The sequence below is a fragment of the Micromonospora sp. NPDC050980 genome (genome assembly GCF_040653835.1).
GTDB lineage: Bacteria > Actinomycetota > Actinomycetes > Mycobacteriales > Micromonosporaceae > Micromonospora.
Map to the genome: position 1 here is coordinate 279,459 of NZ_JBFAGS010000006.1, position 22,638 is coordinate 302,096.

19 protein-coding genes are annotated in these 22,638 nt (G+C 73.6%); 4 read left to right on the plus strand and 15 right to left on the minus strand.

Annotated elements, in window-relative coordinates; translation table 11 throughout:
- Positions 1-22: 22 nt before the first annotated feature.
- Positions 23-805, minus strand: coding sequence for a hypothetical protein (locus AB0H28_RS13090; protein ID WP_358038141.1), 783 nt, complete (start codon positions 803-805; stop codon positions 23-25).
- A gap of 197 nt (positions 806-1,002) precedes the next feature.
- On the opposite strand from AB0H28_RS13090, the gene AB0H28_RS13095 reads away from it, so the two are divergent.
- Complete coding sequence (locus tag AB0H28_RS13095; protein WP_358038144.1) at positions 1,003-1,479, plus strand: DUF4383 domain-containing protein; 477 nt, start codon at positions 1,003-1,005, stop codon at positions 1,477-1,479.
- 88 nt (positions 1,480-1,567) lie between these two features.
- Here AB0H28_RS13095 and AB0H28_RS13100 read toward each other — a convergent pair whose 3' ends face one another.
- From AB0H28_RS13100 to AB0H28_RS13145, 10 genes are all read right to left on the minus strand, one after another.
- Complete coding sequence (locus tag AB0H28_RS13100) at positions 1,568-2,017, minus strand: GNAT family N-acetyltransferase (protein ID WP_358038147.1); 450 nt, start codon at positions 2,015-2,017, stop codon at positions 1,568-1,570.
- A gap of 70 nt (positions 2,018-2,087) precedes the next feature.
- Positions 2,088-3,566 (minus strand): GTPase ObgE, encoded by a 1,479-nt coding sequence (gene obgE, locus AB0H28_RS13105; protein WP_358038150.1) that lies wholly within the window; start codon positions 3,564-3,566, stop codon positions 2,088-2,090.
- A gap of 90 nt (positions 3,567-3,656) precedes the next feature.
- The gene (gene rpmA / locus AB0H28_RS13110; RefSeq protein WP_088960747.1) at positions 3,657-3,911 is read right to left on the minus strand and encodes a 50S ribosomal protein L27; all 255 of its coding nucleotides are present in this window, start codon (positions 3,909-3,911) and stop codon (positions 3,657-3,659) included.
- A gap of 11 nt (positions 3,912-3,922) precedes the next feature.
- Complete coding sequence (gene rplU, locus AB0H28_RS13115) at positions 3,923-4,240, minus strand: 50S ribosomal protein L21 (RefSeq protein WP_091072401.1); 318 nt, start codon at positions 4,238-4,240, stop codon at positions 3,923-3,925.
- 188 nt (positions 4,241-4,428) lie between these two features.
- Positions 4,429-4,902: a hypothetical protein gene (locus tag AB0H28_RS13120; RefSeq protein WP_358038154.1), complete on the minus strand. Its 474-nt coding sequence runs from the start codon at positions 4,900-4,902 to the stop codon at positions 4,429-4,431.
- 118 nt (positions 4,903-5,020) lie between these two features.
- A complete protein-coding gene (locus AB0H28_RS13125) occupies positions 5,021-8,155 on the minus strand; it encodes an Rne/Rng family ribonuclease (protein ID WP_358038157.1) in 3,135 nt (1,044 codons plus the stop codon).
- A gap of 131 nt (positions 8,156-8,286) precedes the next feature.
- Positions 8,287-9,006, minus strand: coding sequence for a TIGR03936 family radical SAM-associated protein (locus AB0H28_RS13130; protein ID WP_358038252.1), 720 nt, complete (start codon positions 9,004-9,006; stop codon positions 8,287-8,289).
- 256 nt (positions 9,007-9,262) lie between these two features.
- On the minus strand, positions 9,263-9,523 hold the full coding sequence (locus AB0H28_RS13135) for a hypothetical protein (RefSeq protein ID WP_358038160.1): 261 nt from the start codon (positions 9,521-9,523) through the stop codon (positions 9,263-9,265).
- A gap of 421 nt (positions 9,524-9,944) precedes the next feature.
- Complete coding sequence (locus tag AB0H28_RS13140; protein WP_358038163.1) at positions 9,945-10,382, minus strand: hypothetical protein; 438 nt, start codon at positions 10,380-10,382, stop codon at positions 9,945-9,947.
- A 150-nt stretch (positions 10,383-10,532) separates the two neighbouring features.
- On the minus strand, positions 10,533-12,518 hold the full coding sequence (locus AB0H28_RS13145) for a TIGR03960 family B12-binding radical SAM protein (RefSeq protein WP_358038166.1): 1,986 nt from the start codon (positions 12,516-12,518) through the stop codon (positions 10,533-10,535).
- 213 nt (positions 12,519-12,731) lie between these two features.
- Between AB0H28_RS13145 and AB0H28_RS13150 the strand changes: the two genes are divergently transcribed.
- Positions 12,732-14,288 carry a hypothetical protein gene (locus AB0H28_RS13150; protein ID WP_358038169.1) on the plus strand — a complete coding sequence of 519 codons (1,557 nt, stop codon included), beginning with the start codon at positions 12,732-12,734 and terminating at the stop codon, positions 14,286-14,288.
- A gap of 5 nt (positions 14,289-14,293) precedes the next feature.
- Here AB0H28_RS13150 and AB0H28_RS13155 read toward each other — a convergent pair whose 3' ends face one another.
- Both AB0H28_RS13155 and ileS read right to left on the minus strand, forming a co-directional pair.
- The gene (locus AB0H28_RS13155; protein WP_358038173.1) at positions 14,294-14,974 is read right to left on the minus strand and encodes a lysophospholipid acyltransferase family protein; all 681 of its coding nucleotides are present in this window, start codon (positions 14,972-14,974) and stop codon (positions 14,294-14,296) included.
- Positions 14,975-15,132: 158 nt separating this feature from the next.
- On the minus strand, positions 15,133-18,279 hold the full coding sequence (gene ileS / locus AB0H28_RS13160; protein WP_358038177.1) for an isoleucine--tRNA ligase: 3,147 nt from the start codon (positions 18,277-18,279) through the stop codon (positions 15,133-15,135).
- A 420-nt stretch (positions 18,280-18,699) separates the two neighbouring features.
- On the opposite strand from ileS, the gene AB0H28_RS13165 reads away from it, so the two are divergent.
- Positions 18,700-18,972: a carboxymuconolactone decarboxylase family protein gene (locus AB0H28_RS13165; RefSeq protein WP_358038180.1), complete on the plus strand. Its 273-nt coding sequence runs from the start codon at positions 18,700-18,702 to the stop codon at positions 18,970-18,972.
- Between the two features lie 32 nt (positions 18,973-19,004).
- Positions 19,005-19,646 carry a sigma-70 family RNA polymerase sigma factor gene (locus AB0H28_RS13170; protein ID WP_358038183.1) on the plus strand — a complete coding sequence of 214 codons (642 nt, stop codon included), beginning with the start codon at positions 19,005-19,007 and terminating at the stop codon, positions 19,644-19,646.
- 39 nt (positions 19,647-19,685) lie between these two features.
- On the opposite strand, the gene AB0H28_RS13175 is transcribed toward AB0H28_RS13170, so the two are convergent.
- Both AB0H28_RS13175 and ndk read right to left on the minus strand, forming a co-directional pair.
- Positions 19,686-21,872, minus strand: coding sequence for an acyltransferase family protein (locus AB0H28_RS13175; RefSeq protein WP_358038186.1), 2,187 nt, complete (start codon positions 21,870-21,872; stop codon positions 19,686-19,688).
- Positions 21,873-22,126: 254 nt separating this feature from the next.
- Positions 22,127-22,552, minus strand: a complete 426-nt coding sequence (ndk, locus tag AB0H28_RS13180; RefSeq protein ID WP_358038189.1) for a nucleoside-diphosphate kinase — start codon at positions 22,550-22,552, stop codon at positions 22,127-22,129.
- Positions 22,553-22,638 lie beyond the last annotated feature (86 nt).

The following is a 22,638-nucleotide window of genomic DNA, read 5'->3' on the forward strand; positions in this document are numbered from 1 at the left end:
TCCCTTCTGCCTCTGCGGCGGCTCACGGACGCGGCGCGCCGGTCGACGGGACGCCCGGCAGCGGGTCGGTCCGGGTCGGCGGGGGCAGCGGCTGGCCGGTGCCCCCGGCCGGGTCGGCCCAGGTGTTCGGCGCGCCGCCACCCGGGTAGGCCGCGCCCGGCGCGGAGTAGCCCGGGTCCGGCTCGGCGTAGCTGCCCGGCGTCGGGTCGAGGTAGCCACCCGGCGGGGTCTGGGCGGGCACCCCCGGCGTGGTCGGGATGACGGCGGTCCGGTCCGGGTCGTAGGACTGCCCGGCACCACCGTCGTTGCCCACGGCGGCGATGTTCCGGGTGAGCCGACCGGCGACCACGCCCAGCAGGGCGGCGCCGACCAGGAACGTGCCCGGGTTACGACGGGCGTAGCCCTTCACCTCGTTGAGCAGGTCGCCCGGTTCACGCTGCTCCAGCCAACCGGCCACGCCGTGCACCCGCTCGGCCGCCTGGTGGGCCAGCTCGGTGACCGGTCCGGAGCCGCCACCCTGCTCCGCCATCGACCGCATCTCGTCGGCCAGTGACCGCAGGCCGCCGGCGGCCCGCCGCTGCTGCTCGCCGGCCTGGCCGGCAACCTGGTGGCGAGCCTCGCCGTAGAGGTCGCGGGCCTGCCGCCTGGTCTCGCCGACCACCTCCCGACCCTGCTCCTTGGCGGTCTGCGCCACCGCGCCGCCCGCGTGCGCGGCGTCGGAGCCGACCTGGCGGGCCTGATCGCGTACGCCGCCGCCGTTCGTCGACTCGTACGTGGCGGACGTGGAGGAAAGATCCTGAGTCATGGTGTCCCTTCCGCTCGTGCGTTCCAGCGGTTTGCGTCTCGGGGGGTCACGCAGATGTTTTCCGCGTGACAACTGCCCTACCCCCGGCCGCCGGGTCCATGCCTGATTCATCATTTCTCTGCGGAACCGACCCGGGCCGGTCACAGAATGGGGGTGCCGTCCGCCCGGGCGGCGGTGAGTTCACGGGGGTGACCGCGATGGCGCGGAACGCGCGCGCAGACGCGCCGGCCCGACCGGCCGTGCAGAAGGTCGCCCTCGCGGCGGCGGCCCTCTTCGTGCTGATCGGCGTGCTCGGCTTCGTCCCCGGCGTCACGTCGCACTACGACGAGCTGACGTTCGCCGGGCACCACTCCGGGGCGAAGCTGCTCGGCCTCTTCCAGGTCTCGGTGCTGCACAACCTGGTGCACCTGATCTTCGGGCTGGTCGGGCTGGTGGTGGCCCGCCGGCTGGCCGGGGCGCGGGTGTTCCTCGCCGGCGGCGGCGCGCTCTACCTGGTGCTCTGGCTCTACGGCTTCGCCGTCGACCGGGAGAGCGGGGCCAACTTCGTGCCGTTCAACGACGCCGACGACTGGCTGCACCTGGCCCTCGGCTTCGGCATGCTCGCCACCGGCCTGCTGCTGAACAACGAGGTGGGTGCCGGCGGTCGGCCGGACACCCCGATCGACCGCCCCTGACCAGCCACGACACGCCCGTCCGCGCGCCCCCGGCGGGGTGTGAGAAGGGGTCCCTTCTCGACGGCAGACGTTAAGAAGGGGCCCCTCCTCACACCCCGACGGGGAGCCGCTTGGCGAAGCAGACGCTGTACGGGTTGTCGACGTACTCGCCGTAGACGGGGACGGGCCGGTAGCCGGCGGACCGGTAGAGCGCGATCGCGGCCGGCAGGTAGGTGCCGGTCTCCAGGCAGACCGTGCGATGCCCCCGGCGGAAGGCCAACTCCTCCAGCGCCACGAGCAACTGCCGGGCGACGCCTTGCCCCCGGAACGCGGGCCGGACGTACATCCGCTTCAGCTCGCCGGTGTCGGCGTCGAGCGCCTGGAGGCCGCCGCAGCCGACCGCCCGGCCGGCGACCACGGCCGCCAGGTAGTCGATGTCGTCGTGCACGACGGTCACCTGCCCGTCCAGACCGCCGTCGGCGTCCCGCAGCTCGCGCTGCTGGGCGTCGACGAGCGTGGCGATCTCCGGGTCGGTGGCGGGCCGGGATTCGATAAGCATCCGGCCACGCTAGGTCCGCCGGATTTCGCGGAGGTTTCCGGCCAACGTCCCGAACACGGACGGAGCCGAACTAATCGTCGTCCGGGTCGTCCAGGTCGTCCGCCGGGTCCGCCGCGGTCTCCGCCGCCCCCTCGATCTCGTCCTCCGGGCGACGCCGGCGGGCCTTGCGCGCCGCCAGCCGGTCGGCGGCCGACGGCCGCGTCGACTTGTCCTCCAGCCGCAGGTCCGTGCCCCGGTTGCCGGGGACGAAGTCCACGCCCGCATACAGCGTGGGCTGCCAGTCGAACTCCCGCTCGCCGATCCGCACCAGATCACCGGCCTGCGCGCCGGCCTTCGCCAGCTTCTCCTCGACGCCGAGGCGGGCCAGCCGGTCGGCCAGGTAACCCACCGCCTCGTCGTTGTCGAAGTTCGTCTGCTTCACCCAACGTTCCGGCCGGCTGCCGCGCACGGTGTACGAACCGTCGGCCTCGGCCTCGATGGTGAACCCGGCGTCGTCGACCGCCTTCGGGCGGATCACGATCCGGGTCGGCTCGGCCGGCGGGGCCGCTCGGCGGCTCTCGTCGACCAGTTGGGCCATCGCGAACGTCAGCTCGCGCAGGCCCTCCCGGGTGGCGCTGGAGACGTCGAAGACGCGGAAGCCGCGGGCCTCCAGATCGGGGCGGACGATGTCGGCCAGGTCCTTCCCGTCCGGCACGTCGACCTTGTTCAGCGCGACCAGCCGGGGCCGGTCGGCGAGCCCGCCGTACTGGGTCAGCTCCGACTCGATCGCGTCGATGTCGGCCAGCGGGTCGCGACCCGGCTCCAGGGTCGCGGTGTCGACCACGTGCACCAGCACGGCGCACCGCTCGACGTGCCGCAGGAACTCCAGGCCCAGGCCCTTGCCGGTGGCGGCACCCGGAATCAGGCCGGGCACGTCGGCGACGGTGAAGGTGTGGTTGTCCACCCGGACCACGCCCAGGTTCGGCACCAGCGTGGTGAACGGGTAGTCGGCGATCTTCGGCTTGGCCGCCGAGATCACCGAGATCAGCGAGGACTTGCCGGCGGACGGGAAGCCGACCAGGCCGACGTCGGCGACGCTCTTCAGCTCCAGCACCACGTCGAGCCGGTCGCCCGGCTCCCCCAGCTCGGCGAAGCCCGGCGCCTTGCGGCGGGCGTTGGCCAGCGAAGCGTTGCCCCGACCGCCCCGACCGCCCCGCGCCGCCTCGAACGTGGTGCCCACACCGACCAGGTCGGCCAGCACCTCACCGTCGAGGCTCTGCACCACGGTGCCGTTCGGCACCTTGATCACCAGGTCACGGCCGTTGCCGCCGTCCCGGTTCGAGCCGGCCCCGCCCTTGCCGTTCTCGGCCTTCAGGTGCGGCCGGAAGTGGAAGTCGAGCAGCGTGGTGACCTGCGGGTCGACCACCAGCGACACGCTGCCGCCGTGGCCGCCGTTGCCGCCGTCCGGGCCGCCGAAGGGCTTGAACTTCTCCCGGTGGATCGAGACACAGCCGTGCCCGCCGTCGCCGGCCTGCATGTGCAGGACGACCCGGTCAACGAACGTCGTCACGACGCCAATCCTTCCAGCGGGGTTCCGCCCCGCGCGTGGAAAGGCGAAGCGGGCCGGGACCCGAGGTCCGCGGCCCGCTTCGCCTTCGAACTACTGCTGCGGCACGATGCTGACGGTCTTGCGACCGCGCTTGGTGCCGAACTGCACCGCGCCGGCGGACAGCGCGAACAGCGTGTCGTCGCCGCCACGGCCGACCAGGTCACCGGGGTGGAACTTGGTGCCACGCTGACGGATGAGGATCTCACCCGCGCTGACGACCTGACCACCGAAGCGCTTCACGCCGAGCCGCTGGGCCGCGGAGTCACGACCGTTACGCGAGCTGGACGCACCCTTTTTGTGAGCCATTGTCCGACGACCTACTTCCCGCTGTTGGAGATGCCGGTCACCTTGATCTGGGTCAGCGGCTGCCGGTGACCCTGACGCTTGTGGTAGCCGGTCTTGTTCTTGAACTTGTGGATCCGGATCTTCGGGCCCTTGGTGTGCGCGGCGATCTCACCGGACACCGCGACCTTCGCGAGCTTCGCCGCGTCGGTCACCAGGTCGTCACCGTCGACGAGGAGCACCGCGGTGAGCTTCACCGCGTCACCGGGGGCGCCGGTGAGCTTCTCGACCTCGATCACGTCGCCCTCGGCGACCTTGTACTGCTTGCCGCCGGTCTTGACGATCGCGTACATCGGAGGCGGACTCCCTGTCGTTGAGGCTGCTGGCGTCTTCACCGACCGTTACCGGTCGGTCGTTCCCACGGCGTCTCGCCGGGAGCCGTGACACCGGCGGCGCGGGCACGCGGGAACTAGGCACACCAAAGTGCGCCGCAGGCAAGCGTACGCCATAGGAGCCCCGGCGCCCAAACCGGGCCCGCCGGTCAGGCCGGGCAGAGCTGGTCGAGCCGCTCCTGGAGCCGGTCGAACTCCGTCTCGTCGATCGCCCGCACGTCGGTGCCCAACCCGCCCACCTCGGCGGCCAGGTCCGCCAGGAGCGTGCCCAACCGCGGGTCGGTGGCCTTCCGAGACTGCTCCCTCAGCACGTCCCGCCAGCCCGCCAGGGCGGCCTCGGCCTCCCGCCGGGCGGCCTTCTCGGTGCTCCCGTCCCCGGTGGCGCCGGCCCGCAGCATCTGCGCCAGCTTCTGCACGTACGTCTGCACGGCCACCGAGCCGGCCTGCTTCGCCCGGGCGCAGACACCCGCGTCGCCGGTGGCGGTCGGGGCCGGGGTGGGCGAGGTGGCCGCCGGGGCCGGTGAGGCGAAGCCCACCGCGAACGGATCGTCGTCCCGGCCGGCACAGCCCGACCCGGCCAGCAGCAGTCCGGTAAGCGCGGTGACCGCGAACACCCGACGCATGTCTCCTCCCTCCGGGACGCGCCGGCCCGACCGGGGGTAGACGGGAAACGGCAGGGCCCCTGCTCGGCACTCTGTTGCCGGAGCGGGGGCCCTGTCAAACGCCACGCAGGTCAGCGGCTCACGGCCGGGTACGCCGCCGGGCGCCACCACGCCGGGACCGCCGCCGCGGGGTGCCGCCGTCGGCGCCCTCGTCGTCGGCCTCGCCGTCACCGATCGCGTCCGGGTCGTCCGAGGCGGCCAGCCGGGCCGACCCACCCTCCTGACTGTCCGCCACCGCCGGGGCGGCCGGCGTGTCGGCCGCGAACCGGGACAGGTCGTAGCCCTGGGTGTCGTAGTAGTCGTCGTCAGTGGTCTCGACCACCTCGGCGACGGTCCGCTCCGACTCGGCGACGGTCCGCTCCGGCTCGGCGGCGGCCGGCGGCTCCGGCGCGGTCTCCGCGGCAGGCTTCTCCGCGGCGGCCTTGCGCCCCCGGCGGCGGCCCTTTTCCTCGACCGGCGCGACCGCCGAGGCGACCGCCTTGACCTTCTCCCCCGCGCCACCGGCGCGGGGCTTCTCCGGCACCGGCTCGGTGTGGATGATCAGGCCCCGGCCCTTGCAGCACTCGCAGGTCTCGCTGAACGCCTCCAGCAGACCCGCGCCGATCCGCTTGCGGGTCATCTGCACCAGGCCCAGCGAGGTGATCTCGGTGACCTGGTGCTTGGTGCGGTCCCGGCCCAGGCACTCGGTGAGCCGGCGCAGCACCAACTCCCGGTTCGACTCCAGCACCATGTCGATGAAGTCGATCACCACGATGCCGCCGAGGTCACGCAACCGGAGCTGGCGGACGATCTCCTCGGCCGCCTCCAGGTTGTTGCGGGTGACCGTCTCCTCCAGGTTGCCGCCGGAGCCGGTGTACTTGCCGGTGTTGACGTCGACGACGGTCATCGCCTCGGTCCGGTCGATCACCAGGGAGCCGCCGGAGGGCAGGAAGACCTTCCGGTCCAGCCCCTTGAGGATCTGCTCGTCGATCCGGTGCTCGGCGAACACGTCGTTGACGCCGGCGTGCCGGCGCAGCCGCGCCACCAGGTCCGGCGAGACGTGCGACAGATACGACTCGACCACGTCGTACGCCGACTCGCCCTCGATGACCAGCTCGCGGAAATCCTCGTTGAAGAGGTCCCGGACCACCCGGATGACCAGGTCCGGCTCCTCGTAGAGCAGCACCGGGGCGCCACCGGAGGCCGCCTTGGCCTGGATGTCCTCCCACTGCGCCTGGAGCCGCTTGACGTCCCGGGCCAACTCGTCCTCGCTGGCGCCCTCGGCCGCCGTGCGGACGATCACGCCGGCGCCGTCCGGCACCAGCTTCTTGAGGATGTCCCGCAGCCGCTTGCGCTCGGTGTCCGGCAGCTTGCGGCTGATCCCGGAGGCGTTGCCGTTGGGCACGTAGACCAGGTGCCGGCCGGAGAGCGCGACGTGGCTGGTCAGCCGCGCACCCTTGTGCCCGATCGGGTCCTTGGTGACCTGGACCAGCACCGGGTCGCCGGAACGCAGCGCCTGCTCGATCGACCGCGCCCGACCCTCCAGCCCGGTAGCGTCCCAGTTGACCTCGCCGGCGTACAGCACGGCGTTGCGACCGCGCCCGATGTCGACGAAGGCCGCCTCCATGCTGGGCAGCACGTTCTGCACCTTACCCAGGTAGACGTTGCCGGCCATGGTGCCCGACGAGTTGCGGGTCACGTAGTGCTCGACCAGCACGCCGTCCTCGAGCACCGCGATCTGGGTGCGGTCGCCGCGCTGGCGGACCACCATCGTCCGGTCGACCGCCTCGCGGCGGGCCAGGAACTCCGACTCGCTCAGGATCGGCGGCCGGGTACGCCGCTGCTCCCGGCCGTCCCGGCGACGCTGCCGCTTGGCCTCCAGCCGGGTCGAACCGGAAACGCCCTGCACCTCGTCGACCGCCTTGCGCGGCTCACGGATCTTGACGACCGTCGGCACGCCGTCCTCGGTGGCGGTCTCCGCCTCTCCCGCGCCCCGGCGGCGACGACGGCGACGGCGACGGGTCATCCCCTCGCCCTCGGTGTCCTCGTCGGTCTCCGCGGTCTCCGCGTCGGCCGGCTCCGCCGTACCGGACTCCTCGTCGTCGGCCTCGTCGGCGCCGCCCTTGCCCCGGCCCCGACCCCGGCGACCGCGGCGGCGACGGCGACGGCTCTCGGCCGTCTCGTCGTCCTCATCCTCGGTCTCGGCGGTCTCCTCCGCCTCGGCGGTCGGCTCCTCCTCGACGGCCTCGGCCTCGGCCGGCTCGGGCTCGCGACGGCCACGGCGCCGGCGCCGGCCGGTCTCGACCGGCTCCTCCGCGACCTCCTCGGCCACCGGATAGGTGACCCGGACCTCCGGGGCCTCCTCGGGCTGCGGAGGCATGAACAGCACGGTCGGCGCGGAGAGCGCGGCCCGACGCCGGCGACCGGTGGCCGGCCGCTCCTCGGCCGCCGGCTCCTCCTCGGCGCCCGGCACCGCGGCGCCGGTGGAGACCGTGCCGGAGGCGTCGGCCAGCCCACCGGCCCGGGCCAGATCGGCCTCCTCGGCGTGGCGCGGCGCGGCGTCCTCGGCCCCGGCGGTACGGCGCCGGGTGCGGCGCACCGGCTTGGTGCCCTCGCCCTGGGTGGGCTCGTCGACGGCGTCCTCGCCCACCGCGTCGGCGCCGGCGTCCTCGTCGAGCGGCGCACGGCCCTCGGCGATCTCGGCCGCGCCCCCGGGCGCGGAGAGCGGCCCGTCGACCACGGCGTCGGCCCGCGGCGCCGCGGACGGCTCCACCGCCGGCCCGGCCGCCTCGGCGGGCGCCTCGGTCGGCGACTCGGTGCCGGGGAGCGCCTCGGCCGGCGCGGTGGCCTTGGCGCGGCGACGGGTCCGGGTCACCTTGACCGGCGGCACCACCTCGTCGGAGGTGGCCTCCACCCCGGCGGCGGCCACCGGCTCCTCGATCGCCTTCGCCGGGGTCGCCTTGCGGCGCCGGCGGGTGGTCTTCGGCGCGTCCGCCAACTCCCCCGCCACCGGCGCGAACACCTCGGCCTGCGGGGACTCGCCGCTGCCGGTGGCGGCGGCGGACGCCTCGACCGGGGCGTCGGTCTGCTCCGGTTGGTTGAGGGGAGCCGCCTTGCGGCGGCTGGCCCGCTTGCGGGCCGGGGGCTTCGCCTCGGCGGCGGTGTTGTCGGCGGCGGTCGCGTCGGCCGGCTCCGCGCCGGTCCGTTCGCCGCCCTCGGGCTCGTTCTCGAGCATGGACGTTCTCCAGTTCTGGCTGCCCCGGGCGCGGTTGAGCGCTGCCACGCAGGGTTGCCGCAAAGGTGTTTCCGCCGGGCGCGCGGGAGCGCGACCGCCGAAGTCTGCCTGCCAGAGCGCTGACCGTCCGGTCAGTGCTCTCCGATGGCTGCCCCGTCGCGATCCGCGTCCAACGGATCGACGATCTCGCCCTGCGCGGTCAGCGTGCCCTGCGCCAGCCGGATCACCTTCGGGGTGACCGGCGGCTCCAGGTCGGCCACCACGCGGAGGCCGGAAAGGACGTCATCGGGTCGCACGGACGGGGTGACCTGCCGCACGACCAGTTCGAGTATCGCACACGGTACGGCCGCCGCTCGGGAAGGCGTCTCAGCCGGCGCCGCCGCATCGATGGCGATCACAGCGCTGCGGGTGTCGAACGTGCGTCGGCCCTGCTTGGTCATCCGCTCGACCTGGATCTCCTCGGCGGCGGTGAAGGCCGCCACGGCCGCCCGGAGCACGCCCGGGTCGACCTCGGGCAGCTCGATGCGCCAGCGCGACGCCTCGATCCGGTCGGCCAGGCTGCCGCCGGTGGCCGCGACCGCGTCGAGCACGTCGAGCCCGGGCGAGAGCGCGGCGTCCAGGGCCGCCCGCAGCCGCTCCGGGTCGACCGGCTCACGCAGGCCGATCTCCAGGTACTCGGCCTCGCTGGCCACCCCGGTCGGCGCCGCCGAGGCGTACGAGATCTTGGGGTGCGGGGTGAACCCCTGGGAGAAGGCGATCGGCACGCCGGCCCGGCGCAACGCACGCTCGAAGGCGCGGGCGAAGTCCCGGTGCGAGGTGAACCGCAACGGACCACGCTTGGCGTACCGGATGCGGACCCGCTGGACGACGGGCGCCTGGCCGCCCTCGGGTTGAGGCTTTCTGGCGATCGTGAGCTCCTCGGCTGTGCCTGCGTGTCCGTTCCATCCTGGCGCAGCCCCGGGCACCCGCCGCGACCGGGGCCGGGCGGACCCGGCGCGGCGCGGCGCGGCGAGCGCCGGCTGCGCGGTCCCCACCACCGGCAGGGCGGCCACCACCCCGGCCGCCGCCGACCGCAGCGCGCCGACGCGCACCCTCATCCGTCCGTCCTCATCGCAGGATGCCCGGGGACGCACCGTCACCGGCACCCCACGGATCGTCGTCCTCGGTCAACCACGACGAGTGCTCGCCACCGCCGCCGTGCCCCGCGCCGCCGGGTCCGCCCATCATGCCGCCGGTGGGCGTGCCGCCGCGCGGGCCGCCCACGCCCACGCCCCCGGTGCCGGTCGCGCCGCGCACCGCGTTGGCCGCGCTGGTCAGCGGCGGGACCTTGCCGTTACCGCCACCGACCAGGCCGGGCAGCGCGCCCACCCCCAGCCCGCCGGCCGCGCCCGGGCCACCGCCGCCGAGTCCACCGGCGGAACCGGAACCCGGCCCGGCGCCACCACCGCCGAAACCGGCAACCGTGCTCGGTCCGCCACCGCCACCACCGAACGCGCCGCCCGGGCCCCCGGGCGGGACCGCGCCCGCGCCGGCCAGGCCGGTGCCGTGGCCGTGGTCGACCGAGCCCGGGTAGCCCCGCCGGTGACCGGCGGGAGATGCGTACCGGCGCCGCCGGGTTGACCGCCGCCGAGGTCCGGGCCGCCCGTCGTGGGCGGCGGCCGGAACGCCCCACCGTCGTATGCGCCGCCGCCGACGCCGGTGCTGCCCAGCGCGGGCATCCCGCCACCACCCCCGCCACCGGGGCCGGGCAGCCCGGTGGCGGGTACGCCTCCCGCCATCACCGTCCCCCTCAGGCCGGGTACGGGTCGGTGGACTGCCGCCCGGCCTCCGGCGGCGGCACGGCCGACTCCAGCAGCCGCTCGATCTGCCCGCCGTTGGCCGCGTCGCGGGCCTCCGCGTCGCGGAACGCCTTCGCGATGTCCTCGGTGCCCTGCTTCAGGCCGGCCAGCTTGTCGGAGATGGCCTTGAGATGGGCCTCCATGTTGGCCGTCGACGTCGTCAACGCCGCCCACTGCATCCGGGCGTCCTCGTACGCGCCGAACGGGGTGCCGTCGGGCACCGTCTGCGCGTTGTCGCTGTCGCCCTTCATCCGCTCCTTGATGCGTTCCATCTCGTAGCCGATGGTGTCGTCGACGTACTGCTTGAGGCGCTCGACGTAGTCGGCCGCGGCGTCCAGGTCCTCGACGCTGACGTGCAGATCGCCGGTGTCCGGCGGCGTGATGCCCATGCTGTCCTCCCCGCTACCGGCTGAGGGGCCGGTCCGATACGGACGCAGGGTATCGAGGAAGCACCGGTCGGGGCAGCCCCGCCCCGGGGCCGCGCGGGACACGACGGAGCACGGGAACGCCTCGGTTCCCGCGCTCCGTCGGACGTGTGCTCAGCCCTGGGCGGCGGCCGGCTGCCGCAACCCGCCGACAGGCGTCAGCGGCAGCAGCTTGCGGCCCGTCGGGCCGATCTGGATCTCGGTGTCCATGGACGGGCAGACGCCGCAGTCGAAGCAGGGCGTCCACCGGCAGTCGTCCTGCTCGTACTCCGACAGCGAGTCCTGCCAGTCCTGCCAGAGCCAGTCCTTGTCCAGGCCGGAGTCGAGGTGGTCCCACGGCAGGACCTCCAGCTCCTCCCGCTGGCGGGTGGTGTACCAGTCGAGGTCCACCCCGAACGCCGGCAGCATCTCGGCGGCGGCGTCCACCCAGCGCTGGTAGGAGAAGTGCTCGCTCCACCCGTCGAACCGGCCGCCGTTCTCCCAGACCCGGCGGATCACCGCGCCGACCCGGCGGTCGCCCCGGGACAGCAGGCCCTCGATCAGCGACGGCTCGCCGTCGTGGTAGCGGAAGCCGATCGCCCGGCCCAGCGACCGGTCGCTGTTGATCGCCTGCTTGAGCAGCTTGAGCCGGCCGTCGATGACCTCCGGCCGCTCCATCGAGGCCCACTGGAACGGGGTGTGCGGCTTCGGCACGAACCCGCCGATGGAGACCGTGCAGCGGATGTCCTTGGACCCGGTCGCGGCGCGGCCGGCCCGGATCACCTCGTGCGCCATGTCGGCGATCTCCAGGACATCGGCGTCGGTCTCGGTGGGCAGGCCGCACATGAAGTAGAGCTTCACCTGCCGCCAGCCGTTGGAGTATGCGGTGACCACGGTGCGGATGAGGTCTTCCTTCGACACCATCTTGTTGATCACCTTGCGGATCCGCTCCGACCCGCCCTCGGGAGCGAAGGTCAGACCGGTCCGCCGCCCGTTGCGGGACAGTTCCTGCGCGAGGTCGATGTTGAACGCGTCCACCCGGGTCGACGGCAGCGAGAGCGACACGTTGGTGCCCGCGTACTGCTCGGCCAGGCCGGAGCACATGTCGCCGATCTCGGAGTGGTCGGCCGACGACAGCGACAGCAGGCCTACCTCGTGGAAGCCGGAGAACTCCAGCCCCTGCTGCACCATCTGGCCGACGGTGGTGATCGAACGCTCGCGGACCGGACGGGTGATCATGCCGGCCTGGCAGAAGCGGCAGCCCCGGGTGCAGCCCCGGAAGATCTCCACCGCGTACCGCTCGTGCACCGTCTCGGCGAGCGGGACCAGGGGCTTCTTCGGGTACGGCCAGGCGTCCAGATCCATCGTCGTGCGCTTGTGCACCCGGAACGGCACGTCCGGACGGTTCGGCACGACCCGCTGGATCCGGCCGTCGGGCAGGTAGTCGACGTCGTAGAAGCGCGGCACGTAGACACTCTCGGTGCGGGCCAGCCGCAGCAGCAGCTCGTCCCGGCCGCCCGGCGCGCCCTCGGCCTTCCACTCCCGGACGATCGCGGTGATCTCCAGCACCGCCTCCTCGCCGTCGCCGAGCACCGCGGCGTCGATGAAGTCGGCGATCGGCTCCGGGTTGAACGCGGCGTGCCCGCCGGCCACGATCACCGGGTCGGCCCCGGTGCGGTCGACGGCGAGCAGCGGGATGCCGGCGAGGTCGATCGCGGCGAGCAGGTTGGTGTAGCCCAGCTCGGTGGAGAACGAGACGCCGAACACGTCGAAGTCGCGCACCGGGCGGTGCGCGTCGACGGTGAACTGCGGCACGCCGTGCTCGCGCATCAGGCGCTCCAGGTCCGGCCAGACCGCGTACGTGCGCTCGGCGAGCACGTCGGGCAGCTCGTTGAGCACCTCGTAGAGGATCTGCACGCCCTGGTTGGGCAGCCCCACCTCGTACGCGTCCGGATACATCAGCGCCCACCGGACGGCCGCGGCGTCCCAGTCCTTGACCACCGCGCCCAGCTCCCCACCCACGTACTGGATGGGTTTGGTCACCTGCGGCAGCAGCGGCTCCAGCCGGGGCCAGACCGAGTTGGTCACGGCGGGACGTGGGGTCGTGGACGGGGCACTCATGATGCCCAAGCGTACGCGGTGCCCCGGCCTCCCCTTGCCCACCGGCACCTTTCCCGCGCCGCCGCCCCGATGATCAAGGAGTTGGCGCGCCGATCCGACCTGCGGCCCTGATCACGATCCGCGGCCCACGGCCGCCGGCGACCGGGTCGACGATTCGTGGACAGTGGCGCGGCGGTACTAACCTCGCAACGGGCGCGAGAGGAGATTGCCGCGATGTCGCAGCCGCAGCCGGGGGCGGACCGGCCGGCCGACGGGGCCGAGGAGCCGTCCGTCACCGAGCCGCCGACCGCCGTACCGACGCCTGCCGCAACCGGGGCCACCACGTCGCCGGCCGCGCCCGGCGAGCGTGCCGGCCGCGACGAGGCCGACCGGGCGGGCGGCGAGCGGGCGGACGCCGGCGCTCCGGCCGCCGCCGCCCCGGCCGCGCCGACCGACGTTGTTCCGGCCGCCCCGGCCGACGCCGCCCCGGCCGACCCCGACGCCGCCCCGGCCGCACCGACCGACGCCACCCCGGCCGAGCCCGACCCCAACCCCGACCCCGACGCCACGCCGGCCGACCCTGACGCCGCGCCGGCCGAGTCCGACGCCACTCCGGCCGGTCGGGCCCGGGGCGCCGCCACCGTGCCCGGCCCGCCGGCCGCACGCACCCCCGACCCCACCCGGATCGAGGACGGCCCGACCCCCGGGCGGGCCGGGACCGGGCCGGATCCCACCCGGGTCGAGCAGGCGACGCCGCCGACCCGCGTCGAGCCGCCCGCCCCCCGCTGGAGCGGTTCCGCGCCGGTCCCGCCCGCGCCGCCGCGCCGCCGCGGCTGGGGCGAGTCCGCCGAACCCACGCCGGTGCCGCCGATCGAATCGCCCGAGCACGCCACCCCGGTCGACCCCTGGGCCGGGGTGGACACCACCGGCTGGAACCTGCCGTCGGCCGAGCTGCCGGCGCTGCCGGCGACGATGCCCTACACCGCGCCGTGGCCGGCCCACCCGGCCCCACCGCCGGCCGCCCGCCCGGTGTCACCCCCGGCCCACACCCCGCCCTACCCCGCCCCGCCGGCCGCCCGCCCGGTGTCGCCGCCGCAGCAGCACCCGCCGTACCCCGGTCCGCCGGCCGCCCGCCCGGTGTCGCCGCCGGCCGCGCGGCCCCCGAAGCAACGCCGGGGTCGGACCGCGCCGCCGCCCGGGTGGCAGGCCCCAAAGGGATACGTGCCGGTGCCCGTTCGCCGGCGACGCCGCTGGCCCTGGGTGCTGCTGCTCAGCGTGGCGTGCTGCTGCGGCGTCCCGCTCTGGTGGGTCCAGCCGCTCTCCAGCCAGTACCCGGCCAGCGCCACGCTCCCCGACCGGCTCGACTCGATGCGGTTGCGCCAGGACCGGGGCAGCCAGGCCGCGGCCGAAGACCTGAAGAGCCGGGTACGCCAGGCGGACTGGCTCGCCGAGGACACGTTCGCCGGCATCTACACCACCGACGACGGCAAGCGGGTGACCCTGTTCGGCAGCACCGGTTTCCGGTTCACTCCGGAGTCCGACGCCGAGGCCGAGCTGAAGCGCCTCGCCGGCGACTACGAGCTGCAACCCTCGGTGACCGTGGACACCGGCGTACGCGGCCGGCACGAGCGCTGCGCGGTCGGGCGGGCCGACGGCGACCCGGTGGTGGTGTGCACCTCGGTGGACCACGGCAGCCTGACCACCGGTGTGTTCACCCGACTGTCGGTCCAGGACAGCGGCCGGCTGCTGGACGACCTGCGCCAGCGAGTGGTGGTCCCCAAGCAGTCCTGAGCGGGTCAGGCGGGCGGCTGCTCGCCGCGCCGCGGGGCGTAGCGGGGCACGTACTCCTGGCCGGTGAGCTTCTGGATCTCGGCCATCAGCTCGTCCGTCATGACCCGCAGCGACGAGCGGTCGTCGGGCCGGCCGGTGAAGTCCAGCGGCTTGCCGAACTTGATGGTGATCTTGGCCCGGCCCGGCCGGGGCACCCGGGTGCCGATCGGCTGGGCCTTGTCGGTGCCGGTCACGCCGACCGGGATGATCGGCACCCCGGCGGCCACCGCCAGCCGGGTCGCGCCGGTGCGACCGCGATAGAGCCGCCCGTCCGGGGAGCGGGTGCCCTCCGGATAGACGGCGACCAGGTCACCGGCCTTGAGCACCGGGATCGCGGCGTCGAACGCGGACAGCGCCGCCCGCCCGCCGCCCCGCTCGACCGGGATCGCGCCCAGGCCGGTGAGCAGGAACTTGGAGAAGCCGCCCTTGAGCCCGGTGCCGGTGAAGTATTCCGACTTGGCCCAGAACGCGAGGTGCCGCGGGACCACGGTGCCGAGCAGCAGCTCGTCGGCGACGGAGAGGTGGTTGCCCGCGAAGATCGCGCCGCCGGTCGCCGGGATGTGCTCCAACCCCTCCGCGTGCGGCCGGAAGGCCAACCGGAGCGCGGGCGCCACGGTGAGCTTGCCGATGGTGTAGAGCAGGGGCACGGGTCCTCCGGCGGTCGTACGCGAAACAGGCGCTGTCACGGTAGCCGACGCCGACACCCCCGACCGAGCGGGTGGCACGCAGTCCACCCGCCGGTGCGTGGAGTGAGACGGGGCCCCTTCTCTACCGAATGCGTTAACAAGGGGCCCCGCCTTACATCTCACACGCGGCGGACGCTCACCACCACGCGCTCACCGTCGCCGGCCTCGCCGGCGAAGCCGTCGAGGCCCTCGGCGAAGTCGACGGTGTCCGCGAGCACCTCCCGCGCCACGAAGTGGGTGTACGCGGCGACCGCCGCGCGCACCTCCTCGGAGGCCGACACCGCCACCGCGATCCGGTCGGAGACGTCCAGGCCGGCGTCGCGGCGGGCCTGCTGGACCACCCGGACCACGTCCCGGGCCAGCCCCTCGGCGGCCAGTTCCGGCGTGACAGCGGTGTCCAGCACCACCACGCCGTCCGCGCCGGGCAGCGGGGCGGAGTGCTCCGCGTCGGCGGCGACCAGGCGCAGCTCGTACTCGCCCTCGGCGAGGGTGACCCCGGCGGCGACCGGGGCGCCGTCGACGAGTTCCCACTCCCCCGCCTTGACCGCCTTGATCACCTGCTGGACCGCCTTGCCGACGCGCGGGCCGAGCGCCCTCGGCACCACGGTCAGCACCTGCTGGCAGTAGGCGGACACCTCGCCGGTGAGCACGACCTCCTTCACGTTGACCTCGTCGGCGACCAGGTCGGCGAACGGCCGGAGCTGGTCGGCGACGGCCGAGGCCACGGTCAGCTTCGCCAGCGGCAGCCGGACCCGCAGGCCCGTCGCCTTGCGCAGGGACAGCGCGGCCGAGGCGACCGCCCGGACGTTGTCCATCGCCGCGACCAGCTCGTGGTCGGCCGGGAACTCGTCGGCGGACGGCCAGTCGGTCAGGTGCACCGACCGCTCGCCGGTCAGCCCGCGCCAGATCTCCTCGGCGGTCAGCGGCGCCAGCGGCGCCACCACCCGGCAGAGCGTCTCCAGCACGGTCCAGAGCGTGTCGAACGCGTCCGCTTCGCCGGCCCAGAACCGGTCCCGCGAGCGACGCACGTACCAGTTGGTCAGCGCGTCCAGGAAGGACCGGACGGTCGCGCAGGCACCGGAGATGTCGTACGCGTCCATCTGCGCGCCGACGGTCGCCACCAGCTCGTTCGTCTTCGCCAGCACGTACCGGTCGAGCACGTTCGTCGAGTCGGTGCGCCGGCTCGCCTGGTAGCCGTCCGCGTTGGCGTAGAGCGTGAAGAAGTACCACACGTTCCACAGCGGCAGCAGCACCTGCCGCACCGCGTCCCGGATCAGCGTCTCGGTGACCGCCATGTCCCCGCCGCGCAGCACCGGCGAGGACATCAGCATCCACCGCATCGCGTCCGACCCGTAGGAGTCGAACACGTGGTAGACGTCCGGATAGTTCTTCAGGCTCTTGGACATCTTGCGGCCGTCCGAGCCGAGCAGGATGCCGTGGCTCAGGCAGTTGCGGAACGCCGGCCGGTCGAACAACGCGGTGGCCAGCACGTGCATGGTGTAGAACCAGCCGCGGGTCTGCCCGATGTACTCGACGATGAAGTCACCCGGGTAGTGGTGCTCGAACCAGTCGCGGTTCTCGAACGGGTAGTGCACCTGGGCGAACGGCATCGAGCCGGACTCGAACCAGCAGTCCAGCACCTCCGGCACCCGGCGCATCATCGCCTGGCCCGTCGGGTCGTCCGGGTTGGGGCGGACCAGGTCGTCCACCGCCGGCCGGTGCAGGTCGGTCAGGCGTACGCCGAAGTCCCGCTCGATCTCGTCGAGCGACCCGTACACGTCGACCCGCGGATGGTTCGGGTCGTCGGAGCGCCACACCGGGATCGGCGAGCCCCAGAACCGGTTCCGGCTGATCGACCAGTCCCGGGCGTTGGCGAGCCACTTGCCGAACGAGCCGTCCTTGATGTGCCCCGGCGTCCAGTTGATCTGCTGGTTCAACTCGACCATCCGGTCCCGGAACTGCGTCACCGCGACGAACCACGACGACACCGCCTTGTAGACCAGCGGGGTGTCGCAGCGCCAGCAGTGCGGGTACGAGTGCGTGTAGACGTCCTGCCGCAGCACCACCCCCCGCTCCTTCAGCTCCCGGATCACCGGCTTGTTCACGTCGAAGACCTGCTCGCCCTGATAGGGCGGGACCAGCGCGGTGAAGCGGGTGTGGTCGTCCACGGTGACCACGGTCGGGATGCCGGCCGCGTTGCAGGTGTTCTGGTCGTCCTCGCCGAACGCCGGAGCGAGGTGGACGATCCCGGTGCCGTCCTCGGTGGTGACGAACTCCGCGCCGAGCACCTGGTAGGCGTTCGGCCCGGCCGGCTCGACCAGGAAGTCGTAGAGCGGCGTGTAGCGGCGCCCGAGGAGGTCCCGGCCGGACACGGTGCCGACCTGCTCGTATCCCTCCAGCTCCTTGGCGTACGCGCCGAGGCGCGCCGCGCCGACCACGAACCGCTCGCCGTCGCGCTCCAGCACCGCGTACTCGATGTCCGGCCCGACCGCGAGCGCCAGGTTCGACGGCAGCGTCCACGGCGTGGTGGTCCAGACGCCCAGCTTCACCGGCCCGCGCAGCGGCTCCGGCGCGGTCTCGTCGGCGGTCAGTTCGAACCACACGGTGAGCGTCGGGTCGTGCCGGTCCCGGTAGACGTCGTCCATCCGGGTCTCGGTGTTCGACAGCGGGGTCTCGCACCGCCAGCAGTAGGCCAGCACCCGGAAGCCCTCGTAGACCAGACCCTTGTCGTGCAGGGTCTTGAACGCCCACATGACGCTTTCCATGTAGTCCAGGTCGAGCGTCTTGTAGTCGTTGCCGAAGTCGACCCAGCGGGCCTGCCGGGTGACGTAGCGCTCCCAGTCCTGGGTGAACTCCAGCACCGAGGCGCGGCAGGCCTCGTTGAACCGGGCCACGCCGAGGTCGAGGATCTCCGCCTTGGTGGTGATGCCGAGCTGCTTCTCGGCCACCACCTCGGCCGGCAGTCCGTGGCAGTCCCAGCCGAAACGCCGCTCGACGTGCTTGCCGCGCATGGTCTGGTAGCGCGGCACCACGTCCTTGACGTAGCCGGTGAAGAGGTGGCCGTAGTGCGGCAGGCCGTTGGCGAACGGCGGGCCGTCGTAGAAGACGTATTCGTTCTTGCCGTCCGCGCCGGCCGGGCGGCCTTCCACGGATGCTTCGAAGGTCTTGTCGGCGGTCCAGTGCTCCAGCACCCGGCGCTCGACCGCGGGCAGGTCCGGGCTCGCCGGGACGCCGGCGCCGGCCGGGTCGTGCAACGGATAGGCCATCGGGGGTCGCTCTCCTCGCGCAGCTCACTCGTCGGTGGGTCTGCGAGGACGAACCGTCCGGGGCACGCCTCGGCGGCGCTCCCGGGTGGTCCGCGGTACCACCCCGCTTGGCGGTCAGGATCGACCGCCCGCTCGTTCGTCGGCTGTGACGGGCCGGACCCGTCCGGTTCTACTGGGCCGGTCACCCGGCTGTTCTTCCGGAGGCTCACCGGTGATGGCCGGGTCGTCGCCTTGCGGTGCCCACGATACTCGACCCGCCCACCCCTCCGCCTCCGAGTAAGGAGGGGCCCCTGTCAACGCATACGGATTACAGGGGACCCTCCCAACATCCCGCATGACGACCGTCACACCGCCGCACCGTCACACCGGCCGGGCCGGGATCCGTCGTACCCACGTACGGACGACACGAGGGAGGCGGCGATGAGCCGGATCAACCTGGCAGCGGTGGCGGCGCCGGAGGCGTACCGCTTGGTGCGCGGGCTGGAGACCTACATCCGGGGCAACCTGGACCACACCGTGCTGGAGCTGGTGAAGGTGCGGGCGTCGATGCTCAACGGCTGCGCGTTCTGCGTCGACATGCACACCCGGGAGGCGCTGGGCGCCGGGGAGGACAGCCGGCGGCTCTTCGTCCTGGCCCCTGGCGGGAGGCGCCGTCGTTCTTCGACGAGCGGGAGCGGGCCGCGCTGGCGCTGACCGACGCGGTCACCCGGCTCGGCGAGCACGGCGTGCCCGACGAGGTGTGGGACGCCGCCGCGGCGGCGGAGGCGGCCGGTGCGCTCACCGCGTACCGGCCGATGCTGCTCGGGCTGGCCTACCGGCTGCTGGGCAGCCTGCACGACGCCGAGGACGTGCTCTCCGAGGCGTACCTGCGCTGGCTCGACGTCGACCGGCGGGCGGTCACCGAGCCCCGCCGCTACCTGTCCCGGGTGGTGACCCGGCTGGCGTTGGACCGGTTGCGCGCCCGGCAGGCCAGCCGGGAGACGTACGTCGGGCCGTGGCTGCCCGAGCCGGTGCCCACCGACCCGTCGCCGTTCGGGCCGCTGGAGACCGTCGAGCTGCGGGAGACGGGCTCCACCGCCCTGTTGCACCTGCTGGAACGGCTCACCCCGCCGGAACGGGCGGTCTACGTGCTGCACACCGCCTTCGCCGTGCCGTACGCGGAGGTCGGCGACATCCTGGACCGGTCGGCGGCAGACTGCCGCCAGTTGCACCACCGCGCGGCGTCCCGGCTCGCGCGGGAGCGGCGGCGCTTCACCGCGGGCCCGGCCGAGCAGCGGCGGCTGCTCGACGCCTTCCTCGCCGCCGCCCGCGACGGCGACCTGGCCCGGCTGACCGACCTGGTCGCGCTGACCCGGGTCGCCGGCTGAAGCGCGCGCTGGCCGTTGGTGGGCGGTCCGGCGAGGTGCTCAACTCAGCTCCCGGTCCAGCGCCTCGGCCAGGCGTGGCGTCAACGTCCGGGCGAACGTGGCCGTCAGGTGGTTGCTGTCCCGATAGACGAGCGCGCCGCCGATGACCGGCACACACCGGTCGGCGGGGCAGATCGCGTCGTTCAGATCAATCAGGCTCACGTGGGGCAGACCCGCCGCGGCCTGCTCCTGCGCCCGCCCCGCCCCGGCGTCGAGCGCCGCCTGGCGGGGCACCGCGCACCGGGTGAGCCGGTCGCGGTAGCGCAGCACGCACTCCGGCACGTTGAGCGCCCGCGGAACCCCCGCCGGACCCGGCTCGGTCAGCAGCGGGGTGTCGCGCAGCACGATCAGCCGGAGACCGGTCCCGGACAGCTCCGACCACAGTTGCCGTTGCCGCTGCGCGGCGACCTGCTGCCGTTCGCCGCCGGTGACCGGCTCCCCGGCACGCGTCGGCACGAACACCATGTTCGTGGTGAGGACCAGGTTCGGCCGGTCGGCGCGCAGCCGCTGGCGCACGGTCCGGTTCCACTCCCCGCAGGTCGGGTACGGCCGCAGCCCGTGGTCGGCCACCTCGCCGGTGGTGAACGGGCAGTTCGCCTTGATGTAGGTCACCAGCCGCCAGTGGTTCGTCCGGGCGACCTCCTGCATCGGGGGCACCCAGTTGCCGGCGTGGGAGTCGCCCACCAGCCAGACGGTGTAGTTCGAGTTGGGATCGCCGTACACGCAGGTCCTGACCTCACTGTCGGGGATCTGCGTGACACAGTTGTCCCGCCAGACGTCCGGTTGGTCGCCGTAGGCCAACAGCGGGTCGGGCTGGATCGCGGCCACCCGGTCCACCGGTTGACCGGCCGGCGCGTTGCGGGGATGCGGGCCGAGCACGGCCGCGCCGGGCGGCGGCGCGGGCGCGTCACCCGTGACCGGGTTCGGCGCGACCAGGGCTGCGCCCAGCCGCGCCGCCTCACGTTGGGTGGCCGCGTGCATTCCCAGCCCGGTGGCCGCGACCAGGATGGTGCAGGCCGCGCCCCGGGCGAGGGCCCGTCGTGGCTGGATCCCGAAGATCCGGCCACGACGGATCGGGTCCTCCACGTACCGGTACGTCAGCGCGGCCGGGATCACCGAGGACAGCGCGACGGCCAGGGCCGTGGTCTGGGTCAGCGGACCGTACTTCGTGTCGATGGCCACCAGCAGCGGCCAGTGCCACAGGTAGAGCGAGTAGGAGATGGCTCCTACGGCCCGTACCGGGCGGAGACCCAGCACCCGACCGGGACCGACCCGGCCGGCGCATCCGCCGCCCGCGATCACCGCCGCCGTGCCGAGCGTGGGCAGCAGCGCCGACCAGCCGGGAAACGCCGTCGCGGTGTCCAGCACGAGCGGTGACGTGATGATCGCGCCCGTGCCGGCCCACGCGACGGCGGCGCCCAGCCGGGCCGGCATCCGGGGAACCAGCAACCCGAACACCGCCACCGCGCCACCCAGGGCCAGTTCCCACAGCCGGGTGGTGGTGATGAAGTACGCCCGGGCGGGATCACTCGTCGTCTCCGCGACGGACCAGGCGAACGAGGGAACGGCGATCAGCGCCAGGCCGAGCGGGAGGCGCCACCGCGCCGTGCGCAGCCACCCGCCACGGGCCCGACGGGCACCCAGCATGACCAGGATGAGCAGCAGCGGCCAGATCAGATAGAACTGTTCCTCCACCGCGAGCGACCAGTAGTGCTGGAGGATGCTGGGCGGCTGGCCGCCGGCGAGATAGTCCACCGACCGGTCGGCGAGGTGCCAGTTCATCAGGTAGGTGGCGCTGGCCACCACGTCCCCGCCGGTGCTGGGCCACCTCGTCCGGGGCAGTGCCACGACGGTGAGCAGCATGCTCGCCAGCAGCACCAGCCCGGCGGCCGGCAGCAGTCGGCGGGCCCGGCGGGCGTAGAAGCCGGCGATCGAGATCCGGCCGGTCTGCCGCAGCTCGGTGACGAGGAGGCCGGTGATCAGGAAGCCGGAGATGACGAAGAAGACGTCGACACCGACGAAACCGCCCGGGAGGACGGCCGGCACGGCGTGACCGACCAGCACCAGGAGGACGGCCACCGCGCGCAGGCCCTCGATGTCACCGCGGAAGGTCTTCCGCGGGCTGCCCGCGGCGTTGACGCCGATCTCCCGTGGGCCAGGCTGCGTCCGAACACCGACCAGTGTCATCCGTTCCACCCTCTGCCGCCCGGTCGTACGACCGGACCTGCCTCGACGGGCGCTCGCCGCGCCACCGTCAGTCGGGTGCCGTCGCAGGCCCGACCATCAGGGCCAACGAGAGCCAGCGAGAAGCGGAAACGGATATTTCAGAGAAGATCGCCACCTGTCGACGGTCACCCAACGTGCCACTCCGACGAACGCCCCGGAGCCGGCGGAGACGGGCCGCGACGCCCCGCGCCCCCTCACCGGCCGGGGGCGACGGCTCAGCCCAGTTCGGGGAACCAGAGGCCGATCTCGCGCTTGGCGCTGTCCGTCGAGTCGGAGGCGTGCACCAGGTTCTCCCGGTTCGACAGCGACAGGTCGCCCCGGATGGTCCCGGCGGCGGCCTTGCGGCCGTCGGTGCTGCCGATCATGGCGCGGACCACCTCGATCACCTGGTCGCCGGAGAGCACCAGCGCCACCAGCGGGCCGCCGGTCATGAACGTCTTCAGCGGCGGGTAGAACGGCTTCTCGACGTGCTCGGCGTAGTGCTGGTCGGCGAAGTCGCCGTCCATGGTCCGGCTCACCAGCGCGTCGATCCGCAGGCCCTTGCGCTCGAAACGGGACAGGATCTCGCCCACCAGACCACGGCGCACCGCGTCGGGCTTGATCAGTACGAGCGTCCGCTCGTCCGGGCTGCTGCTGGACACGCTGGCTTCCTCCTGTGCACTCAAACCGGGTCGGGCTGGGTACGGTCAGCGTAGCGACCCGGTCCCGGCGCCGGCGCGGCGGCTGC

Coding starts and splice junctions, on each gene's coding strand:
- AB0H28_RS13090 (WP_358038141.1), bottom strand. CDS start 805: ATGACTCAGGATCTTTCCTCCACGTCCGCCACGTACGAGTCGACGAAC.
- AB0H28_RS13095 (WP_358038144.1), top strand. CDS start 1,003: ATGGCGCGGAACGCGCGCGCAGACGCGCCGGCCCGACCGGCCGTGCAG.
- AB0H28_RS13100 (WP_358038147.1), bottom strand. CDS start 2,017: ATGCTTATCGAATCCCGGCCCGCCACCGACCCGGAGATCGCCACGCTC.
- rpmA (WP_088960747.1), bottom strand. CDS start 3,911: ATGGCTCACAAAAAGGGTGCGTCCAGCTCGCGTAACGGTCGTGACTCC.
- rplU (WP_091072401.1), bottom strand. CDS start 4,240: ATGTACGCGATCGTCAAGACCGGCGGCAAGCAGTACAAGGTCGCCGAG.
- AB0H28_RS13120 (WP_358038154.1), bottom strand. CDS start 4,902: ATGCGTCGGGTGTTCGCGGTCACCGCGCTTACCGGACTGCTGCTGGCC.
- AB0H28_RS13125 (WP_358038157.1), bottom strand. CDS start 8,155: ATGCTCGAGAACGAGCCCGAGGGCGGCGAACGGACCGGCGCGGAGCCG.
- AB0H28_RS13140 (WP_358038163.1), bottom strand. CDS start 10,382: ATGGGCATCACGCCGCCGGACACCGGCGATCTGCACGTCAGCGTCGAG.
- AB0H28_RS13145 (WP_358038166.1), bottom strand. CDS start 12,518: ATGAGTGCCCCGTCCACGACCCCACGTCCCGCCGTGACCAACTCGGTC.
- AB0H28_RS13150 (WP_358038169.1), top strand. CDS start 12,732: ATGTCGCAGCCGCAGCCGGGGGCGGACCGGCCGGCCGACGGGGCCGAG.
- ileS (WP_358038177.1), bottom strand. CDS start 18,279: ATGGCCTATCCGTTGCACGACCCGGCCGGCGCCGGCGTCCCGGCGAGC.
- AB0H28_RS13165 (WP_358038180.1), top strand. CDS start 18,700: ATGAGCCGGATCAACCTGGCAGCGGTGGCGGCGCCGGAGGCGTACCGC.
- AB0H28_RS13175 (WP_358038186.1), bottom strand. CDS start 21,872: ATGACACTGGTCGGTGTTCGGACGCAGCCTGGCCCACGGGAGATCGGC.